Genomic DNA, 26,445 nt, shown 5'->3' with positions numbered 1-26,445 from the left:
GTCCCGGGGCAAGCGGCGTTTGCACGATTTCGGAATAATGGAATTATGCCGCTGATTTGCCCGACGTGTCAAGTTGTCGGTCGCCGGCTCCTTTGCATGGGGTTGTTTTCGATATTTTGGCAGAGCGCCCCGATCCGGTGTCCATCCCGCATCAAGTGCGGACAGGCTTCGCTCGACAACGCGCTAGTTGCCGCCACCCTCCTGGGTGTCGATGCGATGCAGGACGTCGTCGGGCAGGGCGTGGGCCACGGCGGCCGCGGGTCCGGACTCCGGTCCGATCTCGCGGCCACGGCCGCGGATCAACCGCTCATAGGCCGACACCAGCGTGGTGTAGGGATTGACCCACAGCCAGCCGTCGCGCGTGAACAGCTGGACGTCGAAATGCAGATGCCGCGAGGTGCCGTTGGGGTGGTCGAGATAGTTCGAGACCACGCCGATCTTCTCGCCCTCGCTGACGCGGCGTCCGTTGAGCAGGCCGTCGGCATCCATCACTGACGGGTTCATGTGCATGTAGCGGAAGCGGACGTGCTCGGTGCGGGTGTTGACCTGCAATGTCGCGGCTTGCTGCTGCGCCGAGCGGATCACGATGCTGTCGCGCACCGCAACGACCGCCTGCTGCTTGGGATCGCAACCATCCTTGCTGTCGACCGGACATGCGCCAGGCCGGATGTCCTGGCCCTGATGGCCGTAGCCGCTGGCGCATTGGCCGACCTCGAAGCTGCGCGCCTCGCAGAAATTGTCCTGCCAGGGATACGCGTCGATCGCCGCGCCGGCCTTGCGCCTGGCGAAGGATTGCGAGTGCGCGAAGGCCGGCGCCTTATCGAGCGGAAAGCGGATCTGCGAATAGACGGTGAAGTCGGCGTGACCACCTTGTTGCCTGCGGCCGCCGCTGCCTGCGACGATGTCGCCGCTCGGGTGGTAGGCGAAGTCGGCGGATTGCGCGGCGGGCCGCTCGGCGATGTCGGAGGCGATGTCGCTGCGCGGCCGTGACGGCTGGCCGCCGGCGATGCGCAGGGCCTTCAGAAAGCGCTCGGCGACCGGATAGGCCTCGCGGCAGGCCAGCCGCTTCGGCCGCGGCGCGCTGTCGAGGCACTGGATCGACACGACATAGGGAATCCCGAAGCGGGTGAAGGCGTAGCGGACATAGCCCTCGCGAATGAAGCGGCGCAGGTCCGGGAACTGCGCGGTCAGCGTCTTGACCGGCTCGCCCTTGCCGCCGAGCCGGTCGGCGAGGTCGTAGACAAGGATCGAGCCGGAAATCTGCACCTCGACCGGCTTGGCAAATGTCCGCGGCGGCAGGCCGTCGCCGGGGTCGAGCGAGAACACGGCATCGTAGCCCGACGCACCGGCATGGAAGAAATCGACCGCGCGGAAGTCGGCCTGGTAGCGCGCGATCGACAGGCTGTCCGGCGCACCGTTTTGCCGCGCGTCGAGATAGTTGGCGGGGTCGAACGGCAGCAGCACCGGGATCGGGCTCTGCGCGATGCCGGGAAACAGCGGCGCTGTTACCGCGTTCAACTGCACCAGCGCAGGCGTCGCCCGCGGATCGGTGGCGGGAACGCGGCGTTGTCCGGCGAAAGTGAAGCCGGCGGCGACGGCCGGGCGGCTGCCGATCTCCTGCCGCAATTGGTCGAGCACGGCGCGCCATTCGACCCGCATGGCCGAGATCGATGGCGTTCGGAATTCGTCGGCATGGGCGCCGGGAAGAGGCGAGAGCAGGGCTGCCAGCCAGCAACTGACGAAGCTGACCACCTTCCTGTTCACTGCGCTCCCCGGGCTCATGTCTGACGCCCGAGAGACTAAAGCAAGTTCCGGAAAAGTGTGTAGCTGTTTTCGGTAAAGTTGATGCTTAACCAACAAGTTGAGGCGCGATGACGATTCATTTCAAATCCCACCGCGCCTCAGCGCTCAGTCCTTGGCGCGTTCGACGTAGGAACCGTCCTCGGTCATAACCACGATGCGGGTGCCCGTGGTGATGTGCGGCGGCACGCCGGTGCGCAGTCCGTTGGACAGCACGGCCGGCTTGTAGGACGAGGAGGCGGTCTGGCCCTTGGTCACGGGCTCGGTCTCGACCACTTCCAGCGTCACGCGCTGCGGCAGCTGGATCGCGACCGGGTTGCCCTCGTGCATCGAGAGCTTCACGGTCATGTTCTCCTGCAGATACGGCGCGGACGAGCCGACGATCTCCTTGGAGACCTGGACCTGGTCGTAGTTGTCGTTGTTCATGAAGTGGAAGCCGTCGCCATCTTCATAGAGGTAGTTGTAGTTGTGGTCCTCGACGGTGGCCTTCTCGACCTGGTCGGTGGTCTTGTAGCGCTCCGAGACCTTCACGCCGTCGCCGATGCGGCGCATTTCGATCTGGCTGACCGGGGTGCCCTTGCCGGGATGAATGTTCTCGGCGGAAAGGACCACATAGAGCTTGCCGTCCTGCTCGATGACGTTGCCCTTGCGGATGGAACTGGCGATGACTTTCAAAGGTGTTTTCCTGAATTTGAGAGCCTAGGGGCGCCAACCGGATCGGCTGCCCCTCGGCCATGGCGGCGATTTCGGGCTGCAACATACTGATTTGTCCCTGAGATGCCAGTCTTTTGCGGCCGAATTCGCAAGGTTGCCAACCGTCCAGGCCGCGCCAAGCGGCCCTGTTTTCGGGCCGGATCGGGCGTTTTCAGTGCGGTCCGGTTGTGCTCGGCAAAGCTCGCAGGACCCGAGAATGTCCCGGTTTTCAGATCGTAGAGGCAACGCCAGTCCTCGACCCTCGAGCCCCTTGATCGTATGGGCACGGTCAAAGATCCAGAATTGAAACAGCAGGCCATCGTCGCCCATGTCGCGCGCGTACTTCGGCTGGGGCGCATGGACAATGTGCGCGTCTTTCGACAAGAAGGGACCAGCCTTGCCGCGTGCCGCGGAGGCCGGGGCTGTGCGGGCTTATGAACTTGTGTGGAATCAATCGGTTGTGCAAGGCTCTTGAGTGCGGATGGCGGCTCGTTGACGCTGAATCCGCGAGGATGCTCTGGCGATGACAGCTCATGACCAGCCGTCGCCCTGGTGGGCGCCGCAGCGCTATGCCGACCGCAGGCCGTTCCTGCAGGCGCGGACCGCGATCACGCGGGCGGTGCGCGCCTGGTTCGAGGAGCAGGGATTTGCCGAGGTCGAGACCGCGATCCTGCAGATGTCGCCGGGCAACGAGACCCATCTGCACGCTCCCCGCACCGAGCTCAGGCAGGCCGATGGCTCACTTGCGCCGCGCTATCTGCGCACCTCGCCGGAGTTCGCCTGCAAGAAGCTGCTCGCGGCCGGCGAGCCGAAGATTTACGAGTTCGCGCGGGTGTTCCGCGACCGCGAGCGCGGCGACCTGCATTTGCCCGAATTCACCATGCTGGAATGGTACCGCGCCAATGCCGGCTATGACGCCATCATGGCCGACACGATCGTCGTGATCGCCCATGCGGCGCAGGCGACCGGGATTGGGCGGTTTTCCTTCCGCGGCAGGACGGCCGATCCGTTTGCGGAGCCGGAGTTGCTGACGGTCGCGGCAGCTTTCGAGCGCTTCGCCGGCGTCGACCTGTTGGCGACGATCACGGGCGGCGCGGGCGATCGCGAGGCGCTTGCGGCGGCTGCAGCAGCGCGGGTGCGGGTTGCAGATGACGACACCTGGTCCGATATCTTCAGCAAGGTGCTGGTCGAGCATGTCGAGCCCCAACTGGGGCAGGGCCGTCTGACGGTGCTGTTCGAATATCCCTCGCCAGAGGCCGCGCTGGCGCGCACCAAGGCCGGCGACCCTGATGTCGCCGAGCGTTTCGAGGTCTATGCCTGCGGCGTCGAGCTCGCCAATGGCTTCGGCGAGCTGACCGACGCGGCCGAGCAGCGCCATCGTTTCACCGCAGCGATGGACGAGAAGGCCCGCCGTTATGGCGAGCGCTATCCGCTCGACGATGACTTTCTTGCCGCGGTCGGACAGATGCCGGAAGCCAGCGGCGTCGCGCTCGGCTTCGACCGGCTGGTGATGCTGGCGAGCGGCGCGCCACGAATTGATCAGGTGGTCTGGACGCCGCCTGCGGGAGAGACATGAACAGGATCGATCCAAAACTGGCGGCGACGCTGCGACAGCCGCGCGAGCTGGTCGAGGCCGGGCTCGCGCCGGCCGCAGCACTTGCCGGGCTCGAGCGGGTCGCTGCGCGCTACGCGGTCGCGGTGACGCCGGAGCTCGCCGCGCTGATTGATCCGGCCGATCCTGCCGACCCGATCGCGCGGCAGTTCATCCCGAGCGCCGACGAACTCGTCGAGCAGCCGGGCGAGAACGCCGATCCGATCGGCGACGAGGCGCATTCGCCGGTCGCCGGAATCGTGCATCGCTATCCCGATAGGGTGTTGTTCAAGCTCGTCCATGTCTGCGCGGTGTATTGCCGGTTCTGTTTCCGGCGCGAAATGGTCGGGCCGGGAAAGGCCTCGGCCTTGTCAGATGACGCCTACCGCGCGGCGCTGGATTACATCCGCAGCCATCCGGAGATCTGGGAAGTCATCCTGACCGGCGGCGATCCCTTGATGCTGTCGCCGCGCAGGCTGACCGAGATCATGGCCGATCTCGCCGGGATCGATCATGTGAAGATCGTGCGCCTCCACACCCGGGTTCCGATCGCCGATCCGGGCCGTATCAATCCCGAGATGGTCGCGGCATTGCGGGTCGAAGGCGCGACGACCTGGATTGCGATCCACGCCAACCATCCGCGTGAGCTGAGCAACAATGCCCGCTCGGCGTGCGCGCGCCTTGCAGACGCCGGCATTCCCCTGGTGAGCCAGTCCGTCCTGCTGCGCGGCGTCAATGACGATGCTGCGACGCTCGAGGCGCTGATGCGCGGCTTCGTGGAGTGCCGGATCAAGCCTTATTATCTGCATCACGGCGACCTTGCGCCCGGCACTGCGCATTTGCGCACCACGATCGAAGCCGGGCAGGAATTGATGCGGGCGTTGCGCGGGCGTGTCTCCGGACTTTGTCAACCGGATTATGTGCTCGATATCCCCGGTGGCCACGGCAAGGCGCCGATCGGCCCGAGCTATTTGTCGCAGCCGGCTTCCCGCGAACGTGAAGGTCCGGTGGAACGGCGCTACCGTATCGTCGATTATTGCGGCGACGTTCATCTTTACCCGCCGCAATCCTGAGGCGGCGATGAGCGGGGCTGGGGACGGACGGCAGGAGCCGCCCGAGGACGAGGGCAGCCGCAGCATCGAAAATGCTGTGATGTTCGGCTTCTTCGTGGTGCTGGTCGCCGCGGGAATCTGGCTCCCTGGCACGATGGCCGATATACGGAAGGTACAGGATTGCGCAGCGCAGGGGCGACGCAACTGTGCTACCGTTGAGGTCCCGGAACGGGCGCGATAGGGTTGAGAAGCGGAGACGCGAGATGCGGAAGACAGTTTTGTTGATGGCTCTGATGATGGTTGCGGCCGGAGCGCCCCAGCTTGGAACGTCCAGCGCCTGGGCGCAGCAACAGGGCGGATCGTCCTCCGTGCAGAAGGGTTCGGGGGTGCCAGAGGCGCCGATCGGACATCGTCAGCCGCGCCGCGGCGACGTTCCCAGCGAAAAGAACATCAACGATCCGAATAGTCAGGCCAACAAGGAAGACGCGGCGCTCGACAAGAAGATCAAGAGCATCTGCCGTGGTTGCTAACCCACGTAGCTGACCGGCGAGGCGCGATATCCGCCCCGCCGGCAACGCTCAATCCGTTCGGCCGTGTCAGGCCGAACGCTCCTGCAGGCCGTCGCGCCGCACGCTGCGCCTTGCGTCGACGGCATCGGCCAGCTGTTTCAACACGTCAGCCGTTGTGCCGAGATCGATGCAGCCATCCGTGATGCTCTGGCCGTAGGTCAGCGGCTTGCCCGGCACGACGTCCTGGCGTCCCGCAACAAGATTGCTCTCGATCATCACGCCGATGATGCGCTGTTCGCCGCCTGCGACCTGGCGCGCGATGTCGGCAGCAACCGCCGGCTGGTTCTCCGGCTTCTTGCTGCTGTTGGCGTGGCTGGTGTCGATCATCAGCCGCGCTGCGACCCCGGCGCGACCGAGCTCGGTGGCGGCAGCATCGACGCTCGCGGCATCATAGTTCGGCGCCCGGCCGCCACGCAGGATGACGTGGCAGTCTTCGTTGCCGCTGGTGGCGGCGATCGCCGAGCGGCCGCCCTTGGTGACCGCCATGAAATGATGCGGATGCGAGGCCGACTTCACCGCGTCCGCCGCGATCCGCACGCCGCCGTCGGTGCTGTTCTTGAAGCCGACCGGGCAGGACAGGCCGGAAGCCAGCTCGCGATGGATCTGGCTCTCGGTGGTGCGCGCGCCGATCGCGGCCCAGGAGACCAGATCGGCGATGTATTGCGGCGTCGTCATGTCTAGAAATTCGGTGCCGGCCGGCAGGCCGAGATTGTTCACCGCCGACAGCACGTTGCGGGCGAGCCGCAGGCCCTTGTTGATGTCGAAGCTGCCGTCGAGATCGGGATCGTTGATCAGCCCCTTCCAGCCGACGGTGGTGCGCGGCTTCTCGAAATAGACCCGCATCACGATCTCGAGGCGGTCGGCGAGCTGTTCGCGCAGGCTGGCGAGGCGCTCGGCGTAATCGACGGCCGCCGCGGGATCGTGGATGGAGCAGGGGCCGACGACGACCAGCAGACGGTCATCGGTGCCGTTCAGGATCGCGTGGACGGCGTTGCGGGCGCCCATCACCACCCGGGTCGCCGTCAGGGTGCGCGGGACCTCCCGCATCACCTCTTCGGGCGTACTGAGCTCTTTCAATTCCTTGATGCGAAGATCGTCTGTCGTACTCAACACGGCTGGCTCCTTTGGAGTTCGGGACCTGCCGGCACACAAAAAAGCCGCCAGGTCTGGCGGCTTGTTTTGGACGTTTGCTGCAATTCTTCAGATTGAGCGCGATCCTCCTGCCGCCAGCGAGCTGTCGTAGCTAAAGTACCAAAAATAGCTGGTGGCGACGGTGATCATGGGGCGGCTCTATAGCGCAGGGATTTGGGGCTGTCACCCCCCAAATGCAAGCCCCCGCGGTTCGGCGTCAGGTGTTGCGTGCCGCCAACGCCATGCCGATCAGGGTCGCCCCGCCGAACATCAGATTGAGGCCGACGAGGAGGCCGATCGCCCATCCCGCGGACTCCGGCAAGCCGGCGATGACGAAGAAGGCGATCACGATGTCCATCAGGCCGGCGATCAGCAGCCAGGACCAGCGTCCCGACAATTGGCGGCGGTGCTCCAGCGCGTACATGACGGTGGCGACGCCTTCGGCGACGAAATAGGCGCCGACCACGATGGTCAGCGTCAGCACGCCCTGCATCGGACGGGCGAGCAGCACCATGCCGGCCAGCACGGCGAGCGCGGCCGAAATCAGCGACCACCAGAAGCCCGGCATGTTGCGCGCCCAGAACGTCACGATCAGCCCGCCGATGCCTGAGATCAGGAACATCCAGCCGAGGAAGATGGTGACGGCAAGGCTCGCGAATGTCGGCACGATCATCGCAGCGATGCCGAGGATCACGAGCAGGATGCCTTCGAACAGGAACGCCTTCCAGTGCGCCTTGACCGCGGCTTGCATTTCCGATCGCAGCTTGTCGAGGTCGTTGGACAGGGTCATCGCGGCTCTTCGGATCTGCGAACGTAAAGGCTGCGCGCGCGTGCGGGCGTTATCCTAACTCTGGCTCGGTGCGGAGGGAAAGCCCTCCGAGGCGGTCCGCATCCGGTTGCGGCCGAGGAAGTAGACCGCGGTGGTCGCGATCAGCAGCGCCAGTCCGATCAGGATCGAGGTGAAGCCGATCGGGACCAGGATGAACGACGCATTGCGCTCGGGATTCACGTACCAATGATGCAGCGAGGTGAGCAGGAAGGAGACGCCGGCAAAGCCGGCGCCGCCGCCGATCAGCAACAGCGCCCACATCCGTCGCAGCTGGCTCAGCCGCTCGCGCGCAACGTCGGTGCGCGGCGCATGATGCTTGCCGAGGCGTCGCACCAGGCGGATTGCAAAGCCGATCGAGGAGAAGCCGATCAGCACGCTGGCCGAGCCGAGCAGCAGCCGTGTGGTCGAGCCGAGGTCGGGGATGCGCTGGAGCGCGAGCAGCGGAAAATCGAACGCCGCGTGCAGGGCGACCGGTGCGACCAGCACCAGGGCCCAGTTCGTGATGCGCGCCCAGTCGCGGTGACCCCGGTAGGCGCCGAGCGCGCCGCCGGAGCGCGCGATCGCAAGATAGGCGCCGGCGATGATACCAAGCGCGCCGTGGAACGGCACCGTGAGCACGCTGCGCAACGCCGCGAGCGCGCGCCACATGTCCTTGTGCTGGACCAGATAGGCGAGGTTCTCATAGGCGGCAAATCCAAGTCCGGCGGCCGCGCCATAGACCACCGTATCCATCGGATCGGCGAAGGCGCGGCGCCGCGTCGAAATCGCGATGATGACGAGAACCTTGACGATCTCCTCCGGTGCAGCGACCCCGAAAGCTGCGCGCACCGCCTGCGTCGCCCAGGGATTGTCGGGAATGGCGAGCAGCGCATTGAAGGGAATTCGCGCGAGGCCGAGCAGCGAGATGCTCGCCGCGCCGAGCACGAAGGCGAGCCATACCTGAACCGGCGGTCCGGGGCGCTCGTCGGCGGCGATGACGAGCCATAACACCAGCAATGCGGGGGCAATGGCGGCGGCGCCGATGACGGTTGGAAGCGACTCAAGCAACAACATGAGCCGGACGGGCCCCTTTGATGGCATCAAAGCGATGCGTGCCGAAGAAATGGCAGCAAGTTCAGCGGATTGCAAATCGGTCTGATGCCGTTCTCGTGACCAATATGCCACGGTGCCTTACGAAAGCGGGTTGGAACGGTGCCGTTGCGGGCCTTGATCGGCTCAAGGCCGAGGGCGGCACCCGGACAGGTTCCTGAGCGGCGGCAGTCCGTGGCGTTCCATGCGCAGGAGCTTTGTCGGCCCGACGAATGGATAGGATCGCGACCTGTGGGGCCGATCAGCTTTCGGCACCGCGTCCCCTTCGTTGGGTTATAATGCCGTGGGCAAGGCGACTGATCCGGTAAAAGCCAGAGATGCTTTCGATTGATTCTGCTGTGATCGTTCTTGCCGTGATCGCGCTGTTTGCGGCGTTTGTAAACGGCGCGCTTGGTTACGGGTTTTCCTCGCTCACGGTGCCGGTCGCGCTCGTCTTCTACACCAACCGCGTCCTCAATCCTGCGGTGGTGATCGTCGAAGTGTTCGTCAATCTGTATGTTCTGTGCATCAACCTGAGCGGTGTTCCGGCCGTGTGGCGGCGCGTGCTGCCTATTCTCATCGGCATGCTGCCCGGCATCGCGGTCGGAGCCTTTGCGCTGACGTCGCTTCAGCCCGGCTGGACCAAATTCGCCACCTACTCGATCATTCTGCCGCTCATTCTGCTGCAGGCGGCCGGTTGGCGGAGGCCGATCCAGTCGCAATGGCTGGTCGGTTTGCCTTTTGGAACGATGCTCGGGGTCTTGTACTCGGTCACGACCATTTCGGGCCCGCCGCTGGCGATCCTTTTCAACAATCAGGGCCTCGTCAAAGATGAGTTCCGGGCCGGCCTTGCACTGGTTCGGGTGACGGAGTCCAGCCTGACTGCAATCGCCTACTACAAGCTCGGTCTGTTCATCGACGAGAGCCGGAGCATCCTGCTCGTGCTCGTTCCCTGCGTTGTCCTCGGCATACCGCTCGGTGCCTGGCTGATCCGGCGGCTGGACGCCGAGACGTTTCGCCGGATCTGCATGAGCTTCGATGCGTGGGTCGTGGGATTCGGCCTGTCGCGCGTGTTGATCGAAGTGAAGCTGATGGAAAGCCCGTGGGCCTACAGCGTCATGGCCGGCACGATCCTGATCGACGTCTGCTTGCTGTACGTCTTCTTCACCGCGAGGAGAGGCACCGTGCAGAACTCGCACGCCCTCGCTTCGCTGAAATCCGGCAACCGGGGCGGTCCGACCTGAAGGTGCTCTAGCCTGCGAGCAGGCGCCGGCAGGTTTCGACAAACACCTCGGCCCCCGTGACGATATCGGCGTCGTCGGTGTTCTCGCTCCAGTGATGGCTGATCCCGCCGATCGACGGCACGAACAGCATCGCCGCCGGCATGATGGTGGCGAGGACCTGGGCGTCATGGCCGGCGCCGCTCGGCATGCGGATCGATTTGCCGCCGGCGCAGGCTGCGCTCGCGGCTTCGATCGCATCCTGGAATGCGGGCGTCATCATCGCGGGCACCCCGGTGCGGATGCGCTCAACCTTCACGCCGCAGCGGCCCCGAGCGGTGGCCTCGGCCGCCAGGCGATGCAGCTGCTGTTCGAGGCGAGCGATCACCTCGGGATTGTCGTCGCGAATCTGGAACAGCATGTCGGCCTGGCCGGGGATGATGCTCGGCGCGCCCGGGTCCAGCGTGATGCGGCCGGTGGTCCACACCGTGCGCGGTCCCGACAGGGCAGGGAAGCTGTCGTCGACCGCGACGCAGAACCGCGCCAGCGCCAGGCCGGCGTCCCTGCGCACCGCCATCCGCGTGGTGCCGGCATGGTTCTGCTCGCCGGTGAACGTGATGCGATACTGCCAGATGCCGACGATCGAGGTGACGACGCCGATCTTGAGCCCGCTGCTTTCCAGCGTGTCGCCTTGCTCGATATGCGCTTCGAGATAGCCGATGTGGCGGCCGGCCTCGGCGTTGAGGCGCGGGCGGCCGGCGAAGCCTGCGTCGCGCAATGCATCGCGCATGGTGCGATCGCTGGAGCGGTCGCGGGCTGCATCGATGTCGGCTTCGGTCACCGCGCCGACAAACGACCGGCTGCCCAGGAAACTGCCGAAATGTCCTTCCTCGTCGCACCACGCGGCGACCTCGACCGCGCCGTTTGCGTCCGGATCGGTATTGATGACGCGCGCCGCCTCCAGCGCATAGATCACGCCGAGCGGCCCATCGAGCCAGCCCGCATGGTTCTGGCTTTCCAGATGCGAGCCGGCGAGCAGCTTTGGTCCCGCCTTTGCGCTGGAGCCGAGCACATTGCCGATGCCGTCGATCGTCGCGGTGAGATTGGCGTCGGGCAAACGCGCCGCGAGCCAGTCGAGCGAGCGCAGATGCGGTTCGGAGAATGTCGGCTTGTGCACGCCGGTCTTGTAGGCGCCGATCGCGCGCAGCGCATTGAGATCTGCGAGCACGCGCTTGCCGTCGAAGCGACCGTTGATGCCTGGCATGATTGGACTCCGGATTGCCGTCTTGATTTACGCCTTGATCTACGCCTTGGCGCCTCAATCCCGTCTTGATGCCGTCGTGGTTGGGTGCGACGGAACAATCAGGGCAAACGATTTCTTAGCGGTTCTGCTCTTAGGTCGCAGTACGAATAGCGTGAGAGTGTGATCATGTCTGCATTCCGGAACTGGGCTCGCAAGGCCGCTGTGCTGTTTCTTCCGATCGCGCTCGGCGCCTGCGCGCAGGTTTCTCAGCAATACAGCGTGACCACGCCGCCGCCGGGGACAGGTCCGCTGGCCTGGGACGGTGCCGGACAGGACCCCAATCTTCCGCAGCCGCGGCGCCATGCGCGGAATGCGTCGCCCGCAGTAGCGGACACATCGCCTGCGCAACTGTCTGAAACGGACGCCGACGACAGGCTGGCGCGCAAGCTCGTGATCTGCAGCACCTGCATCAAGCAGACGCAGGCGGCGCAGCCGAATAATCGTCAGGACGTCGCCAGCAATCACTAGCGCCGGCGCTGAGCGCCGTTGCCGGACATCCAGCCGGCTCGCAGGCCTTAGTTAGGCCACGATGTCGGTCGATGCGCAGGCCCATGTCGATCCGAAGGTTCATCGTTCCCGCCGTCGTCGTCGCGCTTGCCGCCGCAATCCTGATTCACGTCGGCGGTTCGCGGGCCCATGCGCATGTGCCGACGCATTGCGGCTTCTGGACCTCGATCGAGGCCGGACTGTCCTGCAGGTGATCTCCAGGTGACCTGCAGCATGACCTGCAACCCGGGAAAAGCGTTCTGAACGCTTGCCCGCCCGGCCAATCGCCACTATACGTTCGCCCGTCGCGGCTTGAGGGCTGTGGCCAGTCCGGCGCATCTCACGTCTAACGTATTGATTTGCCGGGAGTTTTGCTCCCTTCGTCTATCGGTTAGGACGCCACCCTTTCACGGTGGAGAGAGCGGTTCGATTCCGCTAGGGAGCGCCATCACGGCCGAACTGAAGACTCCACAAAATCAGACTGTTAAGCGTCCAGATTGTCATTTTCGGCGCATCGCCCAGTCGATCTCGCGACGACAGTTCTATCAGCGACTACGGGAAGTGATCGCCCAAGCGCGGCGATCGCCGCGCCTGGGGAACTGCTTCTTGATTGGGCTTACGATCGCGATCGGCGCCGCTCGGAACATGACGTCAGGTTCGGCCTGCTGCGCGATTGCGAGAATTGCCAGATCAATCTCGCCTGGCCCCATCCCCCACAAACGATCGACTTGGCGTTCGCGTTGCCGCGCGGGGCTCGTCACCAAACGGAGAAGGCAAAGGTCGCTTCATCAATCGAGTTCGGCGCCAGGACCGCGTTCTTGATGAGCGACGATGTGAGTATCGCGCGAACGCTGGCGGGCATTTACGGCAACGACGTCACATGTCAGCCAAGTCAGCCAGGATGTCACTCGCGAAGTCCTAACCGACTTCGAAACCCAGATTTGCAACGGCGCCGTGCCGCGCTGGCAGATGTGAACAATCCCGAGATCGCTGCAATCCGCCGCTCTTTCGCAACCCTTTGTAAAGCCAACGGCGATACGGCTGGGCGGGGATGATGTGATGGTTCCAGGGACCAGGAAGCGCGAAACGCGCAAATCGCTGCGGCAATCCGGCTGGATCACGCTCGACGGCGGATTCGCCGCGCGGCCCTGCGTGGTCGAGGACATGTCCTCGTCGGGCGCCAAGATCACGGTCCAGGACAACAACACGCTCCCGGCCAAGCTGCGGCTGGCGTTCTCGCGCGACGCCCGCACCGGGCGCGCCTGCGAAGTGGTGTGGCGCGAGGGCAGGACGTTCGGCGTCAAGTTCGTGCGGTAGAGCATGATCCGGAACAGTGGATCCGGTTTTCCCTCGCGACAAACGCGGAACGCGTTTGCGCGGAGATCATGCTCAAGAAAGAAGCTAGCTCATGCTGCGTTCGTCCCCATCGCATCATGAGCTGGCCTCATCCGGTGGCGCAGGATAAAAGGCCGGATGCGCAAGACCTGCTTCATCATCGCCATCCTGCTACCCGCCGCCGCGCTCGCGCAGCAGCGCGACCGCCGCAATTTTCAGACGCTCCCCGACGCCGGCAAAACCTTGCCGTCGAAATCCGCGACGCGGAGCAATCCTTGCGCATCGTACGGGCCGGGCTTCGTCAAGGTCGAGGGCTCCGACACCTGCGTGAAGCTCGGCGGCGGCATCAGCGTCGATGGTGGGATGTCCGGCCGCGGACGGTGAGCGGCTTGCCGCCCGCGCTCACGACATCGGCGGCGCGATGAAGCGCACGAAGGCCGGCCGCCCCGCGATCTCACCGAACCAGCGTTCGAGATTGGGTAGCTTCGGCTTGGTGACGCCCTCGACGCCGAGCCAGCGCCGCGCAAAGGCGCCGAGCGCGATGTCGGCGATCGTGAAATGGTCGCCCTCGATGAAGCGGCGCCCTGCGAGCTGCGCCTCGACGACGCGCCACACCGCGCCCTCGGCATCGGCGTCCTTCTGGAGCTGGACCATGTCGCGCTTCTCCGGCGGCGTGCGCACCAGGCCCCAGAACACCGGCCGGTCGACCGGCTGCAGCGTCGACAGCGTCCAGTCAAGCCAGCGGTCGACGGCGGCGCGCGCCTTCGGCGCTTGCGGATAGAGCGGCGCGCCCTGGCCATAGGCCATGCAGAGATAGCGCATCACCGAATTGGATTCCCATAGCACATAGTCGCCGTCGGCCAGCGTCGGGACGCGGCCATTCGGATTCATCGCGAGATAGTCGGGCTGATCGTTCTTGCCGAACTGCATGCCGGCATCGATGCGCTGATAGGGGAGGTCGAGCTCGGCGAGACACCAGAGCACCTTCTGCACGTTGACCGAATTGGCCCGGCCCCAGATCGTCAGTTGCGGCTTGCTGTCCATCACGCGTTTCTTCCCGCTGTTGTGCTTTGCGCGCGTTCATAGCCGAAGCGTCGGGGAAAAGCGCGGGGTGAATTGTGCCGAGAGCAAAAAAAGGAGGCTCCACCGCATTGCGGCAGAGCCTCGCTGATACGTACACATCAAATCGCGGTCAGTGACCGAACAGCAACCACAGCACGATGATCACCGGAATTGGCACGCCCAACAGCCAAAGCAAAATTCCTTTTCCCATCTCGTTGCCTCCTCGCATCCTTTCTGTGAGGAGGCAACGTCGACGGTTGCGGCACGTTCCTCGCAATTGCTCCGCGCTTCAGCGATGCAGAAGCGCGCAGAGGAACGGGCGCGCAGGCACCGCGTTTACCAGTGGCCGGTGTTCGGCATCGACGCCCACGGTTCGGCGGGGGCCTTCGGCTCGCCCTTTTGCAGGATCTCGATCGAGTGCAGGTCGGGCGAACGCACGAACGCCATGTTGCCGTCGCGCGGCGGCCGATTGATGGTGACGCCCATCTTCATCAGCTTCTCGCAGGTCGCGTAGATGTCGTCGACCTCGTAGGCGAGATGGCCGAAATGGCGGTCTTCGCCGTATTTCTCCTCGTCCCAATTGTAGGTCAGTTCGACCAGCGGCGCGCCGCGGGTTTGCGGCAGGGACTTGAGCAGATGGAGGTCTTCCTCCGCGCAGAGAAACACCAGCGTGAAGCGGCCCTTCTCATTGTCGATGCGGCGCACTTCCTTCAGTCCCAGCGCGTCCTGATAGAATTTCATCGCGACATCGAGATTGCGGACGCGCAGCATGGTGTGCAGATAGCGCATTTTCTTATCCTCCTGCGGATTCAGAGATTTTGTTTGGGCTCGGCCGAGACGGGGCAAGAAATAGCAGCAAAACGCGGCGCGGGGCAGGGGTTTGCGCGGCTTTTGCCGACCGCATTTCGCCTTTGCATGCTCACGCCTTCGCGAGCGCTGGCTCCCGTTGCGCCGCGCGATCACGCAGCCAGATATGCGCTTGCGCAGCAGCAGATACGAGAAAGCCCCGCCCGGGAAATATCCGGGACAGGGCTTTCGTGGTCGAGCCTTGGAGGCACCGCGCCTCTATCTCACCGATTGCCGATAAGGCCAATCAAGGACACGCGAGGTTGGACGTCCTCTAAAGCGCAAAACCCCGCGAGCGGGCTCGCGAGGTCTGATGCCGACCGGCCTTGGGGAGATCGTGCCGGCAACCGCGCATACAACGTCGCTGCGCGCGGAAAGTTCCTGGGGTCCGGAAAATAGAAAGCCCCGCAGGCTGGATGCGGGGCTTTCCCAGCTGACGGACTGGGGATCTCTCAGGGCGTGAGCCGTCAACTGTCGGACATCAAACTTAAGGTTGAATTTGTAAAATGCAACAGCGCCGCGTAGACGGAGTATGTTCGTCCCACAGCGCTGCGCCGGATGCTGGGCCCTGAAATCCCCCAGCGCCCTTTATGTCTGCGCGCCGTGCAAAAGGTTCAAAGAAGGACCCCGCGAGGCGGATTCGCGGGGTCCTTCCAAAGCCCACAGGGCGGTGAGCTGTCGGCACCACGCGTGATTTGCCGTTGCGTTGTTCAATGCGGCTTCGGCCGACCGGGCGCCAGCTGGCCGACCGGCTTCAGGAACGTCCAGGTTTCCAATCGGGCTGCGGCTCTTACGATCTTCCGAGCTGCGTCTTGCCGCGGAACAGGGCGCACACGGGCGCCTCCAGAAACAAAACCCCGCCAGTTACCGAAGTAAGCTGACGGGGCTTGTTGAGCTGATATTTCCGGTGGATTTCTCCCTCGTTGTACCGCTCGTGAAATGAACGGCGGAACGAGAGACTCGTTCCTTCCTTTTTTGAAGGTCGCCTGCTTTTTTTGAAGATCGCTTTTTTCGAGGTCGCAGCTCCCTGGACGTTCGGTCGCGGGAACCTACTTTTTTGTGTCGTCCCTTTTTGCCGCGCCCTTTGCGGTGTCCTTCATCCCGGACTTGTTGGCCCGCTTCACGTCCATCCCCGTGGTGTCCATCGCGCCGCTCTGAGTGGCTCCATTGGTGTTTTCAGGTCGTTCCATGCCGCTCTGCGGCGCGGGACCCGTATCCTGCGCAAAGGCCGCGCCGGCTATCAGGGTGAGGACGGTGACCGCGATCAGCTTGCACATGGGGGGCCTCCTGGCGTCACCAGGATGACCCGCGCGCAGTCGAGAGGTTCCTGTCGGCTGGCGCCGCTCTTACACCTTGATGTCGAGAATGGTCTCGACCGCTTCGCGGTCGGCCTGGTTCTTCGCGGCGAAGACATCCAGCACATCCTCATTGATGATGCGCGGCTGCTCCTTCGCCGTCTGGTCGACGACGAGCTGCACTCTGGCTTGCGTCACTTCGACAGGTACGGGGTATACGAGCATGGCTCTCTCCCTCCGGAGGATCGAACCTTCTCAGGGCTTTCTTAACGATTTGTAAGCGCCCGGGGCCGCCTTTGCGCCGATTCGGAGAGGCGGACGGTATCGGCCTGCTCGCACGCCGGCCGGATTGGAGCCATACTGCGGACCCCCAGGACCGGGCGGCGCGATCGATGAAGAACGGGCTCTATTCGATCCATATCCACATGACCGACGGCGTGAGAGGCCGCGACAGCGGCATCCTGATCCTGCGCGACGGTCTCTTGATCGGCGGCGGGCCATATTTCTGGTCGATCGGGGCCTACACGGTCGGCGAGGGCACCTGGAAGGGACATCTCAGCACCAACCAGCATTCGCCGTTCGCCGACCCGTTCACCCGTCCGCTGTTCGCCGGACAGGAAGTGACGAGCGGGTTCTCCGGCACGTTCAGCGGTGACGAGGCCGAAGTGTTCGGAACCGTGCTGGTTGGAACCCGCAGCCTGGGTTTCCGGGCCACCCTGAAATGGCTCGCCGATGCCTGAATGCGCGCACGCGGCGCGAGGCTGTGGACGAGGGCGCAGCAAGATCCGCATTTCGTTGGGGAATTGGACCTACTGGCGCAGTGAATTTGCTGCGGACAAGCAGGGGATATCGCGGTGAATCCCGCTGCGGCCACCGATCGCGACATCCCGAACAAGGCATTACCCCGCCACCGCTAACCTTACCCAGTTAGGTTAAGCGCAGCATCGAGTTGTCACTACCTGCGATTGCGATTGGGATGGCTACGGGTGACAGCCATGATGCCATCGTTCCACAGTGCGGATCGACCGACCCACCGACGCGTGATGGTGGTGGGCCTACTGTTCTGTTCGGTCTTTGTCGCGATCAGCTTCTGGTTTCGGCCGCAGCCGGAGAACGGCAGGGCGCTTGTGAAGGCGGACCGGCTGGTGCGGACGGCGGGAGAGGCTCGGAAGGCAAACTGAACACGGCGAGCCGGGGGAGCGGCAAGGTGAGACGAGCCGCCGGCGCTCAGTCCGGCAGCTTCCCGTTCGGATGCTTGTGATACATCGCGATGCCGATGAAACCGGCAAAGCCCATCACGTTAAGCAGCAGTTCCATCCATGCCGGCATCGATGCCAACCTCGTTCATTGCCAAGCTAATCATTGAGGTTGTATTTTTGTTCCGGCGCTAACCGATGGTAGCTTTGCGCTATCGCATGGCTGGCGCGTTTTCGAGCGACCCGATCGGAACGGAAAACGCTCGAGGGAACCGGAACCTGCGTGGCGGCAACCATCGCACAGCGGCACCGGAAACAGCCATAAGCCCGGAGCGCACCGCTCCGGACTTTCTCACTTGCGCCTCATGGCGCAATCGCGGGTGCCCCGACCATGAGCGCGGTCGCCCGGCAGGGCATCAAACGGTCTCGTTAAGCGGTCTTGCGTTGAAACCCGCTCCAGGCATTGCCTAGCGTGTTGTCGTAATATTCCTGGCGATCGCGCTCGAACTTCTGCTGCGTGGCCCTGAAGCTGGCAACGCGTGCGACGATCTCCTCGCGCTCGCGCGCGACGCGGTCTTCCTGATCGGTCATTGCCCATCCTCCTGGCCGTGGTCCTGTCCCGGGCGCATTGGCGTCGGCGAATTGGGCGTCAATGCGGAGCAGCCAGTGCAGGAATGTGATGATGCTGAGGCGGCGGAAGAGCGACGAAGCGGATGCGCCGAAGCAGGTGGTCGCAAGCAGCTGCGAGCAAGGCACCCTGACCGCAGCCGACCGCTCGCGCAACGGTTGAGCGCGCAACCGGTCGCGCCGTGCTATAGTCGCCGCGGCCAACCGGATTGTCTTCAGTGATCGCAAAAGATTTGCGCAGCGGCGTCGAGCTGCTCGGCGACATGATTGCCGAGGCGTCGTCCATCGTGCCGTTCACCGGGGCGGGCATCTCCACCGAATGCGGCATTCCCGATTTCCGCTCGCCCGGCGGGCTGTGGACGCGCAACCGGCCGATTCCGTTCGACGAGTTCGTCGCCAGCCAGGACGCGCGCAACGAGTCCTGGCGCCGCCGCTTTGCGATGGAACAGACCTTTGCGGCGGCCAAACCCGGCCGCGGGCATCGCGCGCTTGCGTCGCTCTACCGGGCCGGCAAGGTTCCCGGCATCATCACGCAAAACATCGACAACCTGCATCAGGCGTCGGGCTTCAAGGCCGACGACGTGATCGAGCTGCACGGCAACACGACCTATGGCCGCTGCATCGGCTGCGGCAAGGACTACGAACTGTCGTGGGTGAAGCAGCAGTTCGACAAGACGGGCAGTGCGCCCGACTGCGCGGACTGCGGCGATCCGGTGAAGACCGCGACGATCTCGTTCGGGCAATCGATGCCCGAGGATGCGATGCGCCGCGCGGCGGAACTCTCCAGGCAGTGCGACCTGTTTCTGGCGATCGGCTCATCGCTTGTGGTGTGGCCCGCCGCGGGCTTTCCGATGATGGCGAAGGAGAGCGGCGCGCGGCTCGTGATCATCAACAACGAGCCGACCGATCAGGACGACATCGCCGATCTGGTGATCCGCCACGACATCGGCGACACGCTTGGTCCTTTCGTAGGCAATTGATGCCCGATTGATTCGCGGCTGTGCAAGCCTGTTCATAGTTCCCGCAAGAATCGTTTTTTAGCTATGCCCCGCAAGCGGGAGTGTTATCTTTTGGTTGAGAGATTCGCGCCGCGTCCAAATCAGTCCGAGTGAGTTGGTCATGGGGAGCAGCGTGTACAGGGTGCGCCGCAACGACGGCGATCTGCATTTGATGTGTGGGGTCCGGGGTCATGGGGTCGGACGGATTTGAGTCCAAGAAGCTCGGCGGACCGCCGATGGGCGGAGTTGGGCAGAGCAGGATTGCACAAGGCGAGTATGGCGCGAGCGCGTCGCGCGATCCGGCGATCGATGCCTTCTCCGGTCTCGGCGACACTGCGGCCAACCTCGTCGAGGTTTCCGGCGTCATCAAATGGTTCGACGCCTCGAAGGGATACGGCTTCATCGTCCCCGACAATGGCTGGCCCGACATCCTCCTGCATGTGACCGTGCTGCGGCGCGACGGCTATCAGACCGCCTATGAGGGCGCGCGGCTGGTCGTCGAATGCGTGCAGCGTGCGAAGGGCTACCAGGCTTTCCGCATCGTCTCGATGGACGAATCGACGGCGATCCATCCGGCTCAGATGCTGCCGCCGCGCACCCATGTCACGGTAACCGCAACCAGCGGGCTCGAGCGCGCGCAGGTCAAGTGGTTCAACCGGCTGCGCGGCTTCGGCTTCGTGACCTGCGGCGAGGGCACGCCCGACATCTTCGTGCACATGGAGACGCTGCGCCGCTTCGGTATGACCGAACTGCGCCCCGGCCAGTATGTGCTGGTGCGGTTTGGGCCCGGCTCCAAGGGTATGATGGCCGCCGAGATCCACCCGGAGACCGGTCCGTCGGCGCTGTCGTCGCATTAGCGGCTGAACGGACTCCCTGACGCAAACGTGAGCCGCCGGCGAGCCGTCTCGGCTCTGGCATTTGCCGCAATCGTCGGGTTAGGGTCCGCCGGAAAATCGTCTCCGGTGGTGAGTATTTGTCGATGAATTTCGTTCGCAGAGTTGGGCGCCATCGTTCGTGGCTGATGGCCTGCCTCGTGATCATGTTCGGCGCATTGCTGGCTCCGGCCGCGCAGGCCGCCAGCGTCCAGCCGCTCGAGATCGTCACCAAGTCCGGCGTGCATGTCTTCTCGGTCGAAATGGCGACCACCGAGCAGGAGAAGGAGACCGGCCTGATGTACCGGAAGGAGCTCGCGGACGGCAAAGGCATGCTGTTCGACTTCTCGCCGGAGCAGGAAGTGTCGATGTGGATGAAGAACACCTACATCTCGCTCGACATGATCTTCATCCGCGCCGACGGGCGCATCCTGCGGATCGCCGAAAACACCGAGCCGCTTTCGACCAGGATCATTCCGTCGCGCGGGCTCGCCAAGGGCGTGCTCGAGGTGATTGCCGGGACCGCGCAGAAATACGGCATCCAGCCCGGCGACCGGGTCGCCCATCCGCTGTTTGGCGGCCGTTAGCATCCGGTTTTGATGCGATTTCCGGACGGAAACCGGTGCCGGATTCGCCGCACGAAGACCCGATCCGTGCCTTGCTGGCGATGACCGAAGCGTGTATCCACGGGGCTTCTCGGAAATGTCGGGGTATAGCGCAGCCTGGTAGCGCGGCAGTTTTGGGTACTGCAGGTCGTTGGTTCGAATCCAGCTGCCCCGACCATCTAATCCCTTGAAACTGCCTATACATTTTTTCTCCGTTTTGACGATTGCGGCGCCCGCGCCACCTCGGGGAAGCACCGGGGAAGCACGGTCGCGGTTTTGGAGCGTCCTTGGGTAATGGGGTGCGCCTCGCATCGCACCCAAGACAAGCCAGCCTAGTGAAGGCGGATAGAACCGGCGAGCGCCTCCGCGCGCGCGGTAAGCATTTCTTGAGCCGTCGCCAAGGTCACCGCGGCATCGATCTCAACCATGTTGCCGGCGAGGGGGCGGAACTGGCCAACGGCTTCGCCTCCGAGCGGCACCAGCATGGCCGCGGCGAGCGCAGAGCTCACTTGGCAGCGGACGAGGGCGTTTCCATCCTCGACATCCAGGAGAATGTCGACCCCGCGGCGCGCGAGTTCGCGGCCGATGACGGTGGCGTTGCGATCAATCTTGGAAGCGATGGCGGTGCGCATAGTGTTTTGCCTTTCGAGCAAGGGTGACAGCCCAGGGGCGAAATGACCGACACTAGACGGCCCCGCGCGCCTTTGGGCGTGCGCCTTGGACATACGCGCGCGGCCCCTGGACAATGTGTTGCGTGTTCGCCGCTCACCGGATTGGCTCTCGGCTAGTGTTTCGGGCTTTCGACCCGCGATCAGAATGCGCTCTGTTGAAAAATCGGCAACGAAAATTTTGTCTGGAAAAGTCTAATACGAATACCCGACACGTTCCTGATTGGTGACGCTTCGCTTTCTTTCGCTTTTGCGCATTTGTCGATTTCTTAGCGTCGCACGACCATACAAAAAGTGCCTGTGCCGCAGTGGTTTCGGTGACTCAGAGATTCGCGCGCGGTCAATAACTTAGCTATAGTGAAGCGCATTCTCGGGAGGCGCTCATGAGAAACGCCAGGCCGTCGGAAGATCCAGCCGTTATTGCACTGAACAGAGTCCTTGCGGCGGGCGATGATGACGATGAGTACAACCTTGCGATCGCGATGCTTGAGACTTGCCCAGCTCTCACGGCGCAAGGTGTCAGAGCGAAGCGCAATCTCGAGCGATCGCGCCAGGCAGCCCTAGAGCAGGGCGATCGCCTCACGTTCGACGGGCGTATTATGATGCAGCGCCTTGCCGATAGCATTGACGAAGGTCTCTCACTGTTGACACGCGAAGCTTTGCGCCGCGCGCCGCGGCGTTCGCCCCCGGAGGGTGGCCACCCCACCCCCCGGCACCCCCCGACGCCTCGAGGTGCAATGGCCGCCGAAGGCTCCGACTAAATCTGAAAAATCCAAAAAGTCGCGGTCGCCGACGTGGGGTCTCGAAGCGGCACCGGTGATGAATATGAAGATATCTCACTACAATTCACCGGGCGAAAATCTCCATAGGTTCGCTGCAGAGGAGGCTTTTTGAGCGCGAAGGCGACGGAGGCGCGAATCACGTCAACGGGTGCTAGGCAGTTGTCATTCGTTGGAAACAACTCGAGGTATCAATGAAGCGACGACGTTTTCTCGCAATGATTGCCGTCTTGTCGCTCTCATCTGCGCATGCAGAGACGGTTAAGATACCTTGGCATGCCTCGGCACAATCCTCGCCCTGGATTCCCGGCAACGAATACATCGACGGCTGGTCGAAGAACTTTATGGACGGCACCGTCGAGGAAAAGGGCAAGGTGAAGGTCGAGGGCGAACTGCAGGCGGATATGATGCTGCCGCAAGGTGCTAAGGGGCCAATCCCCTTCGTTATTATGTTGCACGGTTGTGACGGGTTCGGCCGGGTTGAGAAAAAATGGGGGCGCGACTACGGAGGCAGATTGCTCGGAGCAGGCTATGGTGTTCTGCTGCTCGACAGCTTCGGCAGTCGGGGTTTAGGGCCCGACGGCGTCTGCTCGGATCCCAGCCAGTTGACCTGGGCGCGGCGCAGGGCCGACGATGCTTATGCGGCGCTGGACTGGCTCATCGAACAGAGGATCGCCGATCCCAAGCGGGTCTACGTCCTCGGCCGCAGCAACGGTGCTACCACGACTTTGATTGTCATGAACCGGCTGATTGGCGATTTGCACGAGCACATGTTCGCGGGCGGCTTCGCAATGCAGCCGTCCTGTTATTTGATGAAGAATGTCGAGTTCTATGCATCAGTCCGCCTCTTCCTAGCGGAGAAGGACGAGGCTACCAGTCCCGTCGTGTGCCGCCGGATGGCTGAAAGCAAGCGTGCCATCCCCGTGGAGACGATACTTTGGAAAGGGGCGTATCACAGCTTCGAAGACCACGAGCCCATCCACGTGTTCCATGGCTATCACATCGGATACAATGCTGCGGCAGCGGAAGGCACGATCAAAGCAATCATTAGTGCCTTGAACACCGCCGGCAAAACCGAGAAATAAGCCGGTCTGCCCGATGATTTCAGCAGACTGACAGTCGGCATGGCCATCGGGAACGTCGGCTTCTCCCGTGATTCTAGGGGGAATTGATGAAGCGCTTCGTTGCGGGGGCGGATTGTAGACAGTCGGCGTTATTGCCCGAATGCCTCGGCGATTTCATTGACGAGAGCAGCCCTGTTCGCGTGATCGACGTGTTTGTCGACACGCTCGATTTGGCCGAGATGAGCTTCGAGGGAATGGCGCCGGCGGCAACTGGTCGGCCGGCGTACCACCCGTCGGTTCTCCTGAAGCTGTACATCTATGGCTATCTGAACCGGGTGCAGTCGAGCCGGCGGCTGGAGCGCGAGGCCGGGCGCAATGTCGAGGTCATGTGGCTGCTGGGCCGGCTGGCTCCTGATCACAAGACGATCGCCGACTTCCGTAAAGACAATGGTCTGGCGTTACGCAAGGTATGCGCGCGCTTCGTCGAACTCTGCCGTGAGATCGGCCTTCTCACGACGGCGAGCGTCGCCATCGATGGCAGCAAGTTCAAAGCGGTGAACAACCGGGACAGGAACTTCACCCGGACGAAGGTGGAGCGGCGACGCGCCCAGCTGGAGGAGAGCGTCGCGCGCTATCTCAGCCAACTTGACACGGCCGACCGACAGGAGCCGACGGAGGCGCTGGCCGCGAAGGTGACCAGGCTCACCGAGAAGCTAACGAAGCTAAAGGAGGAAATGGGAAAGCTTGCCGTTTACGAGAAGCAGATGCTTGCTTCGCCTGACCAGCAAATCTCTCTGACCGATCCCGACAGTCGTTCGATGGCGACGAGCGGCCGCGGGTCTGGCGTCGTCGGCTACAACGTGCAGGTCGCTGTGGATACCGAGCATCATCTGATTGTGACGCATGAGGTAACGAACAGCGGCTCAGATCGGGTTCAACTGGCCAATATGGCAAAGCAGGCGAAAGAAGTGCTCCAGACCGAGGCGCTCGAGGCCGTGGCCGATCGCGGTTACTTCAGCAGCGTGGAGATCCTCGCGTGCCACGAGGCCGGCATCACGGTAACTCTGCCCAAGCCACAGACGTCGAGTGCCAAGTCAGATAGGCGCTTCGGCAAGCAGGATTTTGTCTATTAGCCTGAAGAGGACGCCTATCGCTGCCCAGCTGGAGAGCAACTGCCATATCGCTTCACCAGCGAGGAAGACGGCAAGCAGCTACGGCGCTACTGGACCACAGCCTGTCAGGCTTGTTCGCTCAAATCGCAGTGCACCACAGGACCAGAGCGGCGGATTCCACGATGGGAGCATGAGCATCTGCTCGACGCTGTGCAGCAGCGCCTTGACGCAAACCCACAAGCCATGCGCCAGCGTCGAGAGACAGTCGAGCATCCGTTCGGCACGATGAAGGCCCGCATGGGAGCCACACACTTCCTCACCAAAACGCTTCCAAAAGTAGCCGCTGAAATGGCACTCTCGGTGTTGGCCTATAATCTGACACGGGTCATGAACATCGTCGGAATCAGGCCGCTGATGGCTGCGATCGTGGCCTGAGACGAACCGATCCTGGCTCCTCACCGACTCCCTGGGACGGGCGTTTTTACACGGCCAAGTCCCGGAGCCGACATCGGCCTGGCCATTTGGCAAGGGGTAATTCTGGCTATACCCGCCCTTCCAGAATTGTGGCCTGACCCTATAAGATGCACCTCCCGACCCCAGGGTAAGATATGGCGCGGCCGTCAAAAACGAGAGGCAACAGGAGCGCGGTGAAAACCCGCAAGGCGAACTCTATGGGCGACCACAAAAAGCCCATTAAAAGTAAGCGCCGCATTTCTCCGATCTCCGATGTGACCAAAGAGTTGCAGGAGGCCCGCGAGCAGCAAGCGGCTACGGCCGAGATATTGAAGGTCATCGCCAGTTCAGCTGGCGAGCTTGGGCCGGTGTTCGAGGCCATGCTGAAAAATGCCGTGCGCATCTGCAGCGCCAGTTTTGGGACGCTGCTCCTATACGAAGGCGACAGGTTGCGGCGGGTAGCGCGAATGGCCGCGCAAAACGTGCCGCAATCGTATGCGCCCGACCAGGAAACGCCGCCACACTTCATCGCGCCGTTTGATGGGGCGCCTTCGCTGGGGCGCCTCGTCGAGACCAAGGCGCTGGTTCACATTGCCGATATTGCCACCGAGCATCCCGACGATCTGATCTACAAGGTCGCCGCAGCCCGCACCGTTCTGATTGTGCCGATGCTCAAAGAGAGCAAGCTTATCGGCGCCTTTGCCGTCTACCGCAAGGAGGTGCAAGAATTCAGCGACAAGCAGGTCGAGTTGCTGGAAAATTTTGCGGCACAAGCCGTGATCGCCATCGAGAACACGCGGCTGCTCAAGGAACTGCGGGAGCGCACAGATCAAGTAGCCGAGCTTAATCGGAGCCTCGAAGCGCGGGTCGCCGAGCAAGTCGAGGAATTGGGCCGCATCGGACGTCTGAAGCGCTTCCTCGCTCCACAACTGGCCGAACTGATCGTCTCGCAGGGAAACGAGAAGATCCTCGAAAGCCACCGCCGCGAGATCGTGGTCGTGTTCTGCGATTTGCGCGGCTATACCGCCTTCACCGAGACCGCCGAGCCAGAGGAGGTGTTGAATTTCCTGCGCGAGTATCACGGCGCGCTCGGGCCGCTCGTCAGCCAGTTCGAGGGGACGCTCGACCAGTTCTCCGGCGACGGGATCATGGTGTTCTTCAACGACCCCGTACCGATCCCCGACCCGGCTCTGCGCGCGGTCGATATGGCCGTCGCGATGCGCGAGGCTGCGTCGTCGCTGACCGCGGCCTGGCGCGAGCGAGGCCGTGAGTTGGGATTTGGCGCCGGCATCGCGCAGGGTTACGCGACCTTGGGCCAGATCGGATTTTCCGAGCGCTTTGGATATACTGCGATTGGCACCGTGTGCAATGTGGCGGCACGGCTGTGCAGTGAGGCTAAGGACGGCCAAATTCTGCTCAGCCAGCGCGTCAACGTGGCTCTCAAAGGAAGCGTAGCCACTGAACATCTTTGCGCAGTTTCGTTGAAGGGGCTCACCCAGCCGATCGTGACCTACAACGTGCCGCTCACGGCTAGCCAACCGGCGCTCCGTGTTATCGATGGGGGTAATCATTGAACGGCCAGCCAGCGGGGGAGTCCGGCCTTGGCCCTTAGCTCACGGTCCTTCGGACGGTCGGAATGCTAGTTCGCGGATGCAGAGCGGACATCGTTTAGCCGGACCAGTGCTGACGCGTTCATACTTTCCGCTTTCTCGATTCACTTTGTGACTACATTTCGCCGTTACACTTCAATCTACGGACGCAACGCCGCTTCGCCGACGGCACACACCGCGC

Annotated in this window: 26 protein-coding genes, 2 tRNA genes and 1 pseudogene; 17 read left to right on the top strand and 12 right to left on the bottom strand. The window is 63.3% G+C overall.

Features of this window, described 5'->3' with window-relative positions:
• Nucleotides 1–183: 183 nt before the first annotated feature.
• Together E2I15_RS07875 and efp are read right to left on the bottom strand one after the other, a co-directional pair.
• Complete coding sequence (locus tag E2I15_RS07875) at nucleotides 184–1,782, bottom strand: M23 family metallopeptidase (RefSeq protein ID WP_137483647.1); 1,599 nt, start codon at nucleotides 1,780–1,782, stop codon at nucleotides 184–186.
• A 126-nt stretch (nucleotides 1,783–1,908) separates the two neighbouring features.
• Entirely contained in the window at nucleotides 1,909–2,475 is a 567-nt protein-coding gene (gene efp, locus E2I15_RS07870) for an elongation factor P (protein WP_137483646.1), read from the bottom strand.
• A gap of 541 nt (nucleotides 2,476–3,016) precedes the next feature.
• Here efp and epmA point away from each other — a divergent pair.
• From epmA to E2I15_RS07855, 3 genes are all read left to right on the top strand, one after another.
• Nucleotides 3,017–4,069 (top strand): EF-P lysine aminoacylase EpmA, encoded by a 1,053-nt coding sequence (gene epmA, locus E2I15_RS07865; protein WP_137483645.1) that lies wholly within the window; start codon nucleotides 3,017–3,019, stop codon nucleotides 4,067–4,069.
• A complete protein-coding gene (locus E2I15_RS07860; protein WP_137483644.1) occupies nucleotides 4,066–5,157 on the top strand; it encodes a lysine-2,3-aminomutase-like protein in 1,092 nt (363 codons plus the stop codon). Before epmA ends, E2I15_RS07860 begins: the two co-directional genes overlap by 4 nt.
• Nucleotides 5,158–5,420: 263 nt before the next feature.
• Nucleotides 5,421–5,666: a hypothetical protein gene (locus tag E2I15_RS07855; protein WP_246668448.1), complete on the top strand. Its 246-nt coding sequence runs from the start codon at nucleotides 5,421–5,423 to the stop codon at nucleotides 5,664–5,666.
• Between the two features lie 66 nt (nucleotides 5,667–5,732).
• On the opposite strand, the gene E2I15_RS07850 is transcribed toward E2I15_RS07855, so the two are convergent.
• The 3 genes from E2I15_RS07850 to E2I15_RS07840 form a co-directional block, all read right to left on the bottom strand.
• On the bottom strand, nucleotides 5,733–6,818 hold the full coding sequence (locus tag E2I15_RS07850; RefSeq protein WP_137483641.1) for a 3-deoxy-7-phosphoheptulonate synthase: 1,086 nt from the start codon (nucleotides 6,816–6,818) through the stop codon (nucleotides 5,733–5,735).
• A 235-nt stretch (nucleotides 6,819–7,053) separates the two neighbouring features.
• Complete coding sequence (locus E2I15_RS07845) at nucleotides 7,054–7,626, bottom strand: HdeD family acid-resistance protein (RefSeq protein WP_137483640.1); 573 nt, start codon at nucleotides 7,624–7,626, stop codon at nucleotides 7,054–7,056.
• A gap of 54 nt (nucleotides 7,627–7,680) precedes the next feature.
• Nucleotides 7,681–8,718, bottom strand: coding sequence for a PrsW family glutamic-type intramembrane protease (locus tag E2I15_RS07840; RefSeq protein ID WP_137483639.1), 1,038 nt, complete (start codon nucleotides 8,716–8,718; stop codon nucleotides 7,681–7,683).
• Nucleotides 8,719–9,071: 353 nt separating this feature from the next.
• On the opposite strand from E2I15_RS07840, the gene E2I15_RS07835 reads away from it, so the two are divergent.
• Nucleotides 9,072–9,977, top strand: a complete 906-nt coding sequence (locus E2I15_RS07835) for a sulfite exporter TauE/SafE family protein (protein WP_137483638.1) — start codon at nucleotides 9,072–9,074, stop codon at nucleotides 9,975–9,977.
• Nucleotides 9,978–9,984: 7 nt separating this feature from the next.
• Here the strand turns inward: E2I15_RS07835 and E2I15_RS07830 are convergent, their stop codons facing one another.
• Complete coding sequence (locus E2I15_RS07830; RefSeq protein ID WP_137483637.1) at nucleotides 9,985–11,217, bottom strand: Zn-dependent hydrolase; 1,233 nt, start codon at nucleotides 11,215–11,217, stop codon at nucleotides 9,985–9,987.
• A 165-nt stretch (nucleotides 11,218–11,382) separates the two neighbouring features.
• Here E2I15_RS07830 and E2I15_RS07825 point away from each other — a divergent pair, with 165 nt between their 5' ends.
• The 5 genes from E2I15_RS07825 to E2I15_RS07810 all read left to right on the top strand — a co-directional run bounded on the left by E2I15_RS07825 (nucleotide 11,383) and on the right by E2I15_RS07810 (nucleotide 13,461).
• Entirely contained in the window at nucleotides 11,383–11,724 is a 342-nt protein-coding gene (locus E2I15_RS07825) for a hypothetical protein (protein ID WP_137483636.1), read from the top strand.
• A gap of 83 nt (nucleotides 11,725–11,807) precedes the next feature.
• Nucleotides 11,808–11,957 (top strand): hypothetical protein, encoded by a 150-nt coding sequence (locus E2I15_RS38675; protein WP_170991817.1) that lies wholly within the window; start codon nucleotides 11,808–11,810, stop codon nucleotides 11,955–11,957.
• A gap of 158 nt (nucleotides 11,958–12,115) precedes the next feature.
• Nucleotides 12,116–12,190, top strand: a tRNA-Glu gene (locus E2I15_RS07820).
• A gap of 611 nt (nucleotides 12,191–12,801) precedes the next feature.
• Complete coding sequence (locus E2I15_RS07815) at nucleotides 12,802–13,059, top strand: PilZ domain-containing protein (RefSeq protein ID WP_137483635.1); 258 nt, start codon at nucleotides 12,802–12,804, stop codon at nucleotides 13,057–13,059.
• 156 nt (nucleotides 13,060–13,215) lie between these two features.
• On the top strand, nucleotides 13,216–13,461 hold the full coding sequence (locus tag E2I15_RS07810; RefSeq protein ID WP_137483634.1) for a hypothetical protein: 246 nt from the start codon (nucleotides 13,216–13,218) through the stop codon (nucleotides 13,459–13,461).
• A gap of 18 nt (nucleotides 13,462–13,479) precedes the next feature.
• On the opposite strand, the gene E2I15_RS07805 is transcribed toward E2I15_RS07810, so the two are convergent.
• The 4 genes from E2I15_RS07805 to E2I15_RS07790 form a co-directional block, all read right to left on the bottom strand.
• Nucleotides 13,480–14,121 carry a glutathione S-transferase family protein gene (locus E2I15_RS07805; protein WP_137483681.1) on the bottom strand — a complete coding sequence of 214 codons (642 nt, stop codon included), beginning with the start codon at nucleotides 14,119–14,121 and terminating at the stop codon, nucleotides 13,480–13,482.
• A 354-nt stretch (nucleotides 14,122–14,475) separates the two neighbouring features.
• Entirely contained in the window at nucleotides 14,476–14,928 is a 453-nt protein-coding gene (locus E2I15_RS07800) for a VOC family protein (RefSeq protein ID WP_016844600.1), read from the bottom strand.
• Nucleotides 14,929–16,034: 1,106 nt separating this feature from the next.
• Complete coding sequence (locus tag E2I15_RS07795) at nucleotides 16,035–16,262, bottom strand: hypothetical protein (protein ID WP_137483633.1); 228 nt, start codon at nucleotides 16,260–16,262, stop codon at nucleotides 16,035–16,037.
• 69 nt (nucleotides 16,263–16,331) lie between these two features.
• Nucleotides 16,332–16,505 carry a hypothetical protein gene (locus tag E2I15_RS07790; RefSeq protein WP_018271496.1) on the bottom strand — a complete coding sequence of 58 codons (174 nt, stop codon included), beginning with the start codon at nucleotides 16,503–16,505 and terminating at the stop codon, nucleotides 16,332–16,334.
• Nucleotides 16,506–16,672: 167 nt separating this feature from the next.
• Here E2I15_RS07790 and E2I15_RS07785 point away from each other — a divergent pair, with 167 nt between their 5' ends.
• Nucleotides 16,673–17,020 (top strand): GrlR family regulatory protein, encoded by a 348-nt coding sequence (locus E2I15_RS07785; protein ID WP_137483632.1) that lies wholly within the window; start codon nucleotides 16,673–16,675, stop codon nucleotides 17,018–17,020.
• Between the two features lie 885 nt (nucleotides 17,021–17,905).
• On the opposite strand, the gene E2I15_RS38670 is transcribed toward E2I15_RS07785, so the two are convergent.
• Nucleotides 17,906–18,067, bottom strand: coding sequence for a hypothetical protein (locus E2I15_RS38670; RefSeq protein WP_162832435.1), 162 nt, complete (start codon nucleotides 18,065–18,067; stop codon nucleotides 17,906–17,908).
• Between the two features lie 254 nt (nucleotides 18,068–18,321).
• Between E2I15_RS38670 and E2I15_RS07780 the strand changes: the two genes are divergently transcribed.
• The 4 genes from E2I15_RS07780 (at nucleotide 18,322) to E2I15_RS07765 (ending at nucleotide 20,756) form a co-directional block, all read left to right on the top strand.
• Nucleotides 18,322–19,083, top strand: coding sequence for an SIR2 family NAD-dependent protein deacylase (locus E2I15_RS07780; RefSeq protein WP_137483630.1), 762 nt, complete (start codon nucleotides 18,322–18,324; stop codon nucleotides 19,081–19,083).
• 209 nt (nucleotides 19,084–19,292) lie between these two features.
• Complete coding sequence (locus E2I15_RS07775) at nucleotides 19,293–19,958, top strand: cold-shock protein (RefSeq protein ID WP_137483629.1); 666 nt, start codon at nucleotides 19,293–19,295, stop codon at nucleotides 19,956–19,958.
• A gap of 122 nt (nucleotides 19,959–20,080) precedes the next feature.
• Nucleotides 20,081–20,560, top strand: a complete 480-nt coding sequence (locus E2I15_RS07770; RefSeq protein WP_137483628.1) for a DUF192 domain-containing protein — start codon at nucleotides 20,081–20,083, stop codon at nucleotides 20,558–20,560.
• Between the two features lie 119 nt (nucleotides 20,561–20,679).
• Nucleotides 20,680–20,756 (top strand) — tRNA-Pro (locus tag E2I15_RS07765).
• Nucleotides 20,757–20,910: 154 nt separating this feature from the next.
• Here E2I15_RS07765 and E2I15_RS07760 read toward each other — a convergent pair.
• Nucleotides 20,911–21,210, bottom strand: a complete 300-nt coding sequence (locus E2I15_RS07760; protein ID WP_137483627.1) for a hypothetical protein — start codon at nucleotides 21,208–21,210, stop codon at nucleotides 20,911–20,913.
• Nucleotides 21,211–22,219: 1,009 nt separating this feature from the next.
• Here E2I15_RS07760 and E2I15_RS07755 point away from each other — a divergent pair.
• The 3 genes and pseudogenes from E2I15_RS07755 to E2I15_RS07745 all read left to right on the top strand — a co-directional run bounded on the left by E2I15_RS07755 (nucleotide 22,220) and on the right by E2I15_RS07745 (nucleotide 26,228).
• Nucleotides 22,220–23,110 (top strand): dienelactone hydrolase family protein, encoded by an 891-nt coding sequence (locus E2I15_RS07755; protein ID WP_137484088.1) that lies wholly within the window; start codon nucleotides 22,220–22,222, stop codon nucleotides 23,108–23,110.
• A gap of 86 nt (nucleotides 23,111–23,196) precedes the next feature.
• Nucleotides 23,197–24,636, top strand: a pseudogene (locus E2I15_RS07750) (IS1182 family transposase).
• Between the two features lie 212 nt (nucleotides 24,637–24,848).
• Complete coding sequence (locus E2I15_RS07745; protein ID WP_246668480.1) at nucleotides 24,849–26,228, top strand: adenylate/guanylate cyclase domain-containing protein; 1,380 nt, start codon at nucleotides 24,849–24,851, stop codon at nucleotides 26,226–26,228.
• Nucleotides 26,229–26,445: the final 217 nt, after the last annotated feature.

It is taken from the genome of Bradyrhizobium sp. BR2003 (assembly GCF_009720285.1).
Classification (GTDB): Bacteria; Pseudomonadota; Alphaproteobacteria; order Rhizobiales; family Xanthobacteraceae; genus Bradyrhizobium; species Bradyrhizobium elkanii.
This window is presented reverse-complemented; position numbering and strand designations above follow the sequence as displayed.